Origin of the sequence: Flavobacterium branchiophilum NBRC 15030 = ATCC 35035 (assembly GCF_002217205.1) — a bacterium.
GTDB lineage: Bacteria > Bacteroidota > Bacteroidia > Flavobacteriales > Flavobacteriaceae > Flavobacterium > Flavobacterium branchiophilum.
On the sequence record NZ_MUGT01000044.1, the window covers coordinates 9,175 to 19,133 of the forward strand.

Sequence of the window (9,959 nt, forward strand, 5' to 3'; positions counted from 1 at the left end):
ATATATTTGGTATAAATTACAAACAAGTACCCACTTTTTTTTGACTAATTATCAAAAGGCAATATCTGCTAAACTATTATTTTCGAGTATCATCAAAGTATTGTCTCTTATTTCAATCATCAATTTTCTTACAGCACAGGTTGTTTCATTTGTACAATCTATACAAGGTTCATAAAAATTATGACTAGAGCAAGGAAGTAAAGCAATTGGGCCTTCTAAAATTCGATATACCGATGCCATATTGATGTCTTTGGGGTCTTTTATCAAATAATAGCCACCACCTTTGCCTTTTTTGGCACCCAAAAAACCTGAATGTCTTAATAATAATAATATGCTTTCAAGAAATTTAATCGAAATATTTTCGCTTTTTGCAATTTCAGCTATTTGTACTGGCATTTGATTTTCCTGTCGAGCCAAGAAAGTTAAAGCTTTTATTCCGTATTTTGTTTTTTTTGAAAGCATATTAGGTATTTTTTTTAAATCGTTTGCTATTGATATTAAAAATACAAATTTTTACTTTAATACACAACTTTTTTTATTAATTCTTCGGTTATCATCTGCATGACCTCTTCAGATTTATAACATTCATGCGAACTGTTCTTAATGATATTCGTTGTAAGATTCATTTTGATATACCATGCTGAAATTGGTTTATAAGCGTCATTTTCTCCAAAATATAAATCTATTTTACAGTTTGGTTTGGTTTTTTCATATCGCAAACGTGTGGCAGAAATTGCAACTAAATTTTCAACTTTCAATCCTTTTAATACCGATTTCCAGCCAATCGTACCGCCAATACTAAAGCCTAATATTATAATTTTTTCTGTTTCTAACGTCAATAATGTATTCACTGCATGGTCTATACCATAATCAATAAAATCTTTGTGTTTATTTATTAAAACAGTATTTTTACTTCCTAAAAATTGACAATTATAATAAATTATTTCAAAAAAAGGTTCTAATTTGTCAATATAAGCTTGTATCCAATTGTTGTTTTCGTCGCCATTTATATCAGACAGGATTACAAGTCTATTGGTATTACATGTATTAGATACGTTCATCCAAAGCCTGCTCCAAATCGGCAATTACATCAGCTACGGTTTCTAATCCTACCGATACTCGTACCAAACCATCGGTAATGCTAACGGCCAGTCGCTCCTCTACGGTTAATTTGCTATGGGTTGTGGAGGCTGGATGGGTAACAATGGTTCGGGTATCGCCCAAATTGGCAGACAATGAACATAATTTTATTTTATCCAAAAAAGCCCGCCCTGCTTCTAGTCCGCCTTTGATTTCAAAAGCCACAATATTGCCTCCTAATCGCATTTGTTTTTGTGCAATTTCATATTGTGGATGTGATGGCAAAAACGGATATTTTACACGATTTACTTGCGGATGTTGTTCTAAAAAGCTGGCTACTTTCATTGCATTTTCGCAATGTTTTTCTACACGAACAGCCAATGTTTCCAAACTTTTTGACAAAACCCAAGCGTTAAACGGCGAAAGCGAAGGCCCCGTATTGCGTGAAAACAAATAAATTTGTCTTATCAAATCGGCTTTACCAACCGTGATGCCTCCCATCACACGTCCTTGTCCATCAATCAATTTGGTTGCAGAATGTATGACTAAATGGGCCCCAAATTGTATAGGATTTTGAATGTAGGGTGTGGCAAAACAGTTGTCTATAATCAAAATAAGGTTGTGTTTTTTGGCAATATTTCCTAATAATTCTAAATCGATAATGTCTATGGCTGGATTTGTAGGCGATTCTGCATATAAAATTTTAGTATTGGGCTGAATCAAACTTTCTATTGTTTCGGGTTTGTTGATATCGAAATAACTGGTTTGGATAGTCCATTTTGGAAAATAAGTTGTATACAATGCGTGGGTCGATCCAAATACACTTCCCGCCGAAACGATGTGGTCGCCAGCATTGAGCAAGGCCGCAAATGTAGAATAAATTGCTGCCATACCCGTAGCAAAAGCATAGCCCGCTTCGGCACCTTCCATAGCACATATTTTTTCTACAAATTCGGTGGTATTGGGATTGCTAAATCTACTATAAATATTGCGTTGTTTTTCTTCCGTAAACGAAGCCCTCATGTCTTCGGCATCTTCAAATATAAAACTCGATGTAACATACATAGGCACCGAATGCTCTAAATTTTGTGTTCGCTCGGATTGGTTGCGGATGGCTTGGGTTTCAAAACCTAAATTTTCATAATTCATAATATCGCCTCTTTTCCTCAAAAAAAGGAAATTCCTGAAAGAGGTATCAGGGGTTTAGTTGTTTTTTGTAGTTTATTGAGGCTAAATTCTAAATACAATTCACCAATAGAATTAGCCTATTTTGGGCGTTCCCCAAGGGTCGGGCTATCCGTTTCAATCTTTTTTTGAGGCAGAAAAAGCCTCAAAAAAAGGATTTCCACTGCTATCCCTAACGCATCAACACCGTAAAAAATAGCATTTAACCTTTATTGACAATATTGTGCTATCATATCGACTGCTTTTGGATGTCCTAACAATCTGGCTTTTTCCAAATCTTTGCAACCTTCTTTATTAAATTTCAACGATACAAATACCATTGCTCGCATATAATATGCTTTTGAAGATTCGGGCTTTAAATCTATGGCCTTTGACAAGTCCTCAATAGCTCCTTTCTCATCCTGCAACATGGCCTTGCTAATGGCTCGCATCATATAAAAACCAGGCTGTTTTGCCTTATCCTCTCCTGATTTTTCTAAATCTTCCAAAACACCTTTATGGTCAGACAACTCACTTCTAATGGCAGCCCGAGCATAATAGGTATTAGCATCTTCTTTAAGCTTTAATGCTTTGGTATAATCGGCTTCAGCTCCTTTATAATCTTTCAATTTGCTTTTTGCCATACCTCTATTTACATAAATGGCATCGTTTTTAGGCTCTATTTTCAAGGCTTGATCAAAATCTGCAATAGCTCCTTCAAAATCATTTGCTTTCACTTTTTCGATACCACTTTTATTATACAACAATACTGTCTGAGCATTCATACTAAATGTTGAAAAAAATAAAAATAAGACAGATATTTTTATAAATTTTAAAAAAATCATATTATAATTTTTAAACCCCAATTGGAGTACCATTTACAAACACTTCATATACCACCGTTGCAGTTGGCTCTACTGTTTTTGAAACAGAACAATATTTGTCAAACGACAATTGTGCAGCCCGCCAAGCTTTGTCTGGATCTACTTTTCCTTCCAAAAAAAATTGAACTTTGATGGTTTTAAAGGGGTTGGCCTCTTCAACTGCCTCTCTTGTTCCTTCTACATCGGCTTTAAAAGAAGTGATGTCTTGTCGCTGTTTTTTTAATATCGAAATCATATCTATTCCGCTACATCCAGCTACAGCCATCAATACCAGTTCCATGGGACTTGCTCCCATATCATTACCACCAAAACTAGGTCGTGCATCTACATCTACAACATGACCTCTGTCATTTTTCAATTGAAAATGAAAATTTTCGTTTACTCTTTCTAATGTTACTTTCATATCAGTCCCTCCCTAACCCTCCCAAAAGGGGAGGATGTGAGACTGGAGGGTTAGTCTTTTTTAAAGTTGTTTATGATACGTTTGCTTCGCACTTTCTATTTGTTCTTCCGCTGTTATTTCAGGAAACAACACATAACTTGGTGCTTGAATCAAGGCTATTTTTTGCACCTCAATTTCTATTAATTCATGAATGGGAAATTTGTCAGTAAAAAGTGATTTTATGATTCCTGCTTTTGTTTCAAAATCAATATCATTTTTTTCAATAATTCTGGCAATTCCTTTTACTTTATACCCTTTTTGAACAAAAACATCTATAAAACTTACACATACTTTGTTGTGGACTCTGATGTTTCGAACCGAGTTTGGCGAAGCAATATTGGCTATCAACAATGTTTTATCATCTATACAAGTAAACATTTCTTTGGGCGACACATTCGGAAAATGATCCTCGTCCAAAGTGGCTAACCAACACAAAACACTTTGGTTGATGTATTGTTTTATGGTGCTGTCAATAGTTGTTTTCATGTGTTTTAGAAACCCTTACCTAGCCCCTCCAATGAGGAGGGAGCGAAAAAGGATTGTTTTTTTTTAAGTTAAGCCTTTCTACTTGTTGCTCATTTCCCCTTCGGGGGTTAGGGGGCTTATCCTTTATCCGACAATCTCAAAATATCTCCAAAAACCCCTCTTGCCGTTACTGCCGATCCTGCCCCTGCTCCCTGAATTACAATGGGTCTGTCGCCATAAGATTCGGTGTATATTTCAAAAAACGAATCCGAACCTTTTAATCCTCCTAATGCGGTATCTTTTGGTACAGAAACTAATTTTACTTCTAAATTACCTTTGTCGTTTTGCAAATCGCCAGACAATTCGCCAATGTATCTTAACACATGATGGGGCTGCTGGGCTTCTTTTATTTGGGCATAAATAGCATCAAATTCATTTAATTTAGTTAAAAAATCAGCGGCACTTCCTGCTCGTAAATGGTCTGGTATTAAATTCTGAATGGCTATTTCCTCAAATTCATTTTGCAAATCCAACTCACGTGCCAAAATTAATAATTTTCGACCAACATCATTGCCACACAAGTCTTCTCTTGGGTCGGGCTCTGTATATCCATTGTCAATGGCTTCTTGCAAAATGGTACTAAATGGCACATCTTTTTCAGAAAAATGATTGAACAAATAACTCAATGTTCCCGAAAAAACACCTTTTATTTTTGTAATGTTTTCGCCCGAAAGGTGCAGTAATTTGATGGTGTCTATCAAGGGTAATCCTGCACCAACATTGGTTTCATACAAATAATTTTTTTGATTTTCGTCTAAAACTTGTCTCAATTTCACATAAAAATCATAACTCAAAGTATTGGCTACTTTATTGGAAGAAATCAAATCAAAACTGTTTTCTGCCAATGTTATGTAATTTTCTACAAATGAGGCACTTGCGGTATTGTCTATTGCAATTAAATTTTCTAAATGATGTGCTTTGGCATAATCAATTACATCCTGAATTTGATAGGATCGACCATGGGTTTCTACATTGGATTTCCAGTTTTGATCTACACCATCGGCGTTTAGCAATACTTTTTTAGAATTGGCAATCGCAAAAACATTCAATTTGATACCTTTCCTTTTTTCGATGTTTTCTGACGATTCTAAAATTTGGTTTATCAATGTACCACCAACCAATCCATGCCCAAAAATAGCAATGTTAATCTTTTTTGAAACACCAAAAATTTCACCATGAATCACATTCAATGCTTTATTCAATTGGTTTTTATCTACAACTAAACTTACGTTTTTTCCTGTTACGGTGTTGTTAAACAAAATAGGGATAATTTTGTTTTTAATTAAAGCGGTATATGGTTTATGAAATGAACTTAAATCTTGTCCGATTATTGATATAATGGATACATTATCTGTAACGGAAATCTTATTAACATCTTTTGAATAAAAATCATTTTCAAACTCCTTTTCAAGTGCAATCATGGCCGTCGATGCTTTGTCTGATGCAACTACCAATCCTATACCTCGCTCGGAAGACCCTTGAGAAATAATGCTTACGCTAATTTGATTTTCGGCCATTACTCTAAATATTCGTGCATCTACACCTGCTTTGCCTAGCAATCCTCTTCCTTCTAAATTTACCAATGAAACGTTTTCTATAACCGAAAGTGTTTTGATACCTTCTTTTTCCGTTTTCGATGTAATTAAAGTCCCCTTATTCTCGTAATTGAATGTGTTCAAAATCCGCAAGGGTATGTTTTTTTCTAATAATGGAATGATGGTTTTGGCATGCAAAATAGTTGCTCCAAAATTGGCCAATTCATTGGCTTCGTTAAAAGATAAATGGTCTATTTTTTTTGCATCTAAAACCAATTCTGGATTAGCGGTATAAATGCCATCTACGTGGGTGTAGTTTTGTAACTCACTTGCATCCAGAAAATTAGCTATCAAAGATGCTGTATAATTGCTGCCGTTTCGACCTAATGTGGTGGCATCATTATTAGAATTTGATCCAATAAATCCGGTTACGATATTGATTTTTTCGGCATTGTCTTTAAAAAATTGGATGACATTTTTTTTGGACAAGTTTTCTAATGGCTGGGCATCGCCAAAATTGGAATCTGTTTTAATCAAGTCTCTCGCATCTGCCAATTGGGCATTTATACCTTGATGTAATAAAATGGCAGTGAGCAATTTTGCGGCAAGCAATTCCCCTTTTGAAAGAATTTGATCTTTAATTTTGGGGCTAAAATCGCCAATCAGGCTAACTCCTTCAAATAATTTTTCTAAAATATCAAATTCTTCTTGTATGGCTATTTTATATGGATTGTTTTCACTTATAATATTTTGATAACCAGCTATTTGATAATTTTTAAAATCCTCAAATAGGGCTTTGTAATTGCCATTTTGAGCCGCTATATGCAATAGATGTTCCAGTTCGTTTGTAGCATTGCCTCTTGCTGAAACTACTACCGTAATAGCTTCATTTTGTGAGATTTTATCTGTAATTATAGCTACTACTTTTTGAAGTCCTTCTCCGTTGGCTAACGATTTCCCACCAAATTTTAATACTTTCATGTTTTTTTCAAAAATTGTTTTTTGTAATTCGTAATTTGATGTTAAAAAACATCTTTTAATAATGTGTTGAGTTGTTCAAATTCTATCAAAAAAGCATCATGTCCGTGGATTGATTGAATTTCTTTTAGATAAATATTTGATTTTAAAGGTTTTATAGCGTTATAAGTAGCTTTGTTTTCATCTATAATAAAAAACAAATCAGAATTGATACCAATAATATGAATGTTTGCCTTAATTTTTGGAATAAGGGTCAAAAAATCGGTATTATTTCTAGTAATGTCAATCGTTTTGAGCAACTGATTCATCAATTTATAGGCCGATAATTGAAACCGATTTTTCAATTTTTCGCCATGGTGTTCGAGCCAACTTTCAACATTGAAAACACTTGAGTTGTCATTTATAGTACGATTAAATTTTGCTTTGAACGACTCTGGGGTGCGGTAGCACATCATGGCATGAATGCGGGCATCTTCTATTGGTTTTGATGAATTACTCAAAATTTGGTCTTGCAAATAACAATTGGCAATGAGCCAATCTGTTGATTTCCAATCTGTTGCAATTGGAATTAAATTTTTGGTCAAATTTGGCGACAAAGCAGCCATTTCCCATGCTATCCCACCTCCAACAGAGCCACCAATAATAGTGTGTAATGTATGGATATGTAATGTTTTAAGTGCCTCTAAAAATAGTTTGGCTATGTCTCGGGCTTTGAAATCGGTATAGTTTTCAATCAAAAAACCGTCATATCCATTGCCAGGAATATTAAACGCCAAAATGGTATATTTTTCAGTGTCTATGGTTTTTTCAGGGCCAATGAGGTCGTTCCACCAACCATTTGGACCAATTACTTGAGCATTTCCCGTTAGGGCATGATTAACCAAAACAATAGGAGCAGTATGCAACGGTTGCCCAAAAAGCTGGTAACTTATTGGAATAGAGGCATATAAAGCACCGCTTTCGGTTTTGAAATTTTGAATGATACTATTTTGAATTTGTTTTTCCAATGTCAAATCTTTAAAAAGATGGTTTATGATTTGTATCTGGAAATATTAAAAAGAAAGCTAGATGACTAGAAAATTCTTGTGTTATCTTTCCACATTTGGTGGTAGAATGCAGCACCTTCTTCGATAATTCGTAGGGTTGCTAAGGCTTCATTGGGTCTAATCCCTCTGCCTTTCTTTATAACATTTCATCGATAAGCACGAATGCTTAACGGCACAAATTTACGGCTTTTTTTAATATTCACAATATTTATTTTTTAAAAATCAATAAAAATCGTATTTCGCAATGGAATCCTTTTTTTTTATTGAAAATTCAAAAAAAAGTCTTAAAAATTGATATTTTCAAGACTTTTTTCAACTCTTTTTTTTAAAATGTAGCTTTCAAATCGGCTTTTAAATCCTCAATATCCTCTAACCCAACAGAAAGTCTAATCAAATCATGTGTTACTCCTGTAGAAATTTGCTGGTCCGCTGTCAATTGTTGGTGTGTTGTGCTTGCAGGATGGATGATTAATGATTTGGTGTCGCCAATATTTGCCAAAAGCGAGAAAATTTTTGTATTGTCGGCCACCTTTTTGGCTGCTTCAAAACCACCTTTTAGTCCAAATGTAACAATACCACTTTGTCCTTTTGGTAAATAATTTTGTGCCAATTCATAATAAGGACTCGTGGCCAATCCAGGATAATTTACCCATGCAACAGCCTCTTGTGTGGCAAGCCACGTGGCCAATTCCAAAGCATTTTCTGAATGTTTTTTGATGCGAAGGGGCAAGGTTTCGAGTCCTTGCAATATTTGGAATGCATTAAATGGACTCAAGGCACTTCCAAAATCCCTCAATCCTTCTATTCTAACTTTGGCAATAAAAGCTGCATTGCCAAGGGCTTCATGATATACAAGTCCGTGGTATCCAGCAGAGGGTGTAGTAAACTCTGGAAAAAGGCCATTACTCCAATCAAATGTTCCTGCATCTATGATAACACCACCAAGCGAAGTTCCGTTGCCTGAAATATACTTTGTAAGAGAATGAATTACAATATTAGCTCCGTGTGCTATGGGATTCACCAAATAGGGCGAAGGTACCGTGTTATCTACCATAAAAGGTACTTTGAGTTTTTGTGCTTGTGCTGCAACTGCTTTCAAATCGATGACGTCTAATTTTGGATTGCCAAGCGATTCTGCAAAAATAACTTTGGTGTTTTGCTGTGCTGCTTTTGAAAAATTTTCAGGATCTGTAGGATCTACAAATGTGGTTGTTATCCCCAAACGAGGCAAGGTAACCTGCAACAAATTGTATGTGCCTCCATACAAACTATTGGACGCTACAATATGGTCGCCTGCTTTGAGCAAAACTAGCAATGCTGTAGCAATGGCTGCAGTTCCAGATGCCGTAACTACTGCCCCAATTCCTCCCTCAAGTGCTGCCAAGCGTTGCTCCAACACATCGTTTGTTGGATTGTTCAGTCGGGTATAAATGTAGCCCGATTCGGACAAATTAAATAAATTTGAAGCATGTTGTGCGTCATGAAATACATAAGACGTTGTTTGATAAATGGGTACTGCTCTGGTGCCTGCATGTTTGGTTACATCGTGTCCTGCGTGTAAAGCATTTGTAGAAAATTGTTGTGAACTCATGTGTTTTGTTGTTTTAAAGGTTTTGATTTATAATTGTTTATACAAACAAAAATTCGCTCTCTTCGTTATTCATGGTAGCTAAAATTTGATTGTTTCTAGACGTATTTCTTTTTTTTGTCTTTCTTAAAAATGATTTGGCTTTTAAATGATGCCAAGCATTGCTGATTTTTCGGGTTGTTTTCATGTTATTTGAGGTTTTGAATTATTTATTTTTTATAAAAAAAGTCCTTTTGGATGGCTACCAAAAGGACTTACAGATTTAATTTAACTAAGTTTAAAATCTTTTACTTTTGATCATATAGCCTTTGTAGTGTACAATTGCACATCACGGTTTGTTTCATAAGTTGTTTAATATATTTCATCTCGACTGTTTATTTAGTTAAAAAAAAAGACCTCTGTATTGTGGCAGAGGTCTTTTTATTATTTATTTCATTTTGAAATTACAATACATAGCACCCTGCGGTATTTAACCACAACTTGATACAGATATTTTGCATTGATAATCTCATTTTTCTTTCTTTATTAATACGGCAAAAATAGTGAAGTTGATTTTAATATGCAATTTTTTTTTAATTTAAAATCAATTTTTTTATATTGAATTAAAATTCTTAAAAAAATAATTCCATTTTAAATAAAAATAACAATTAGAAAGTGCCTTTTTTGGGCGTTCTCCAAGGGTCGGGCTATCTGTTACAAACAACATTCATTGAACTC

Annotated in this window: 10 protein-coding genes and 1 riboswitch; all 10 genes read right to left on the reverse strand. The window is 34.7% G+C overall.

From position 1 onward, the window contains the following. Positions 1-51: 51 nt before the first annotated feature. Positions 52-462, reverse strand: coding sequence for an RrF2 family transcriptional regulator (locus B0A58_RS05915; protein ID WP_014083541.1), 411 nt, complete (start codon positions 460-462; stop codon positions 52-54). A gap of 56 nt (positions 463-518) precedes the next feature. Next, the gene (locus B0A58_RS05920) at positions 519-1,061 is read right to left on the reverse strand and encodes an alpha/beta hydrolase (protein ID WP_089080270.1); all 543 of its coding nucleotides are present in this window, start codon (positions 1,059-1,061) and stop codon (positions 519-521) included. Continuing rightward, positions 1,048-2,229: a trans-sulfuration enzyme family protein gene (locus B0A58_RS05925; RefSeq protein ID WP_089080271.1), complete on the reverse strand. Its 1,182-nt coding sequence runs from the start codon at positions 2,227-2,229 to the stop codon at positions 1,048-1,050. Before B0A58_RS05925 ends, B0A58_RS05920 begins: the two co-directional genes overlap by 14 nt. Positions 2,230-2,474: 245 nt before the next feature. Then, a complete protein-coding gene (locus B0A58_RS05930) occupies positions 2,475-3,029 on the reverse strand; it encodes a tetratricopeptide repeat protein (RefSeq protein ID WP_165766299.1) in 555 nt (184 codons plus the stop codon). Between the two features lie 70 nt (positions 3,030-3,099). Next, entirely contained in the window at positions 3,100-3,531 is a 432-nt protein-coding gene (locus tag B0A58_RS05935) for an OsmC family protein (RefSeq protein ID WP_089080273.1), read from the reverse strand. 60 nt (positions 3,532-3,591) lie between these two features. After that, positions 3,592-4,056 carry a pyridoxamine 5'-phosphate oxidase family protein gene (locus tag B0A58_RS05940; RefSeq protein ID WP_014083546.1) on the reverse strand — a complete coding sequence of 155 codons (465 nt, stop codon included), beginning with the start codon at positions 4,054-4,056 and terminating at the stop codon, positions 3,592-3,594. A 116-nt stretch (positions 4,057-4,172) separates the two neighbouring features. Further along, on the reverse strand, positions 4,173-6,611 hold the full coding sequence (gene thrA, locus B0A58_RS05945; RefSeq protein ID WP_089080274.1) for a bifunctional aspartate kinase/homoserine dehydrogenase I: 2,439 nt from the start codon (positions 6,609-6,611) through the stop codon (positions 4,173-4,175). A 41-nt stretch (positions 6,612-6,652) separates the two neighbouring features. Beyond that, complete coding sequence (locus B0A58_RS05950) at positions 6,653-7,615, reverse strand: alpha/beta fold hydrolase (RefSeq protein WP_089080275.1); 963 nt, start codon at positions 7,613-7,615, stop codon at positions 6,653-6,655. A gap of 78 nt (positions 7,616-7,693) precedes the next feature. Further along, a riboswitch (SAM riboswitch) is annotated at positions 7,694-7,799 on the reverse strand. Between the two features lie 180 nt (positions 7,800-7,979). Beyond that, the gene (locus B0A58_RS05955; RefSeq protein ID WP_089080276.1) at positions 7,980-9,245 is read right to left on the reverse strand and encodes an O-acetylhomoserine aminocarboxypropyltransferase/cysteine synthase family protein; all 1,266 of its coding nucleotides are present in this window, start codon (positions 9,243-9,245) and stop codon (positions 7,980-7,982) included. A 37-nt stretch (positions 9,246-9,282) separates the two neighbouring features. After that, a complete protein-coding gene (locus tag B0A58_RS16410; RefSeq protein ID WP_165766300.1) occupies positions 9,283-9,429 on the reverse strand; it encodes a hypothetical protein in 147 nt (48 codons plus the stop codon). Positions 9,430-9,959 lie beyond the last annotated feature (530 nt).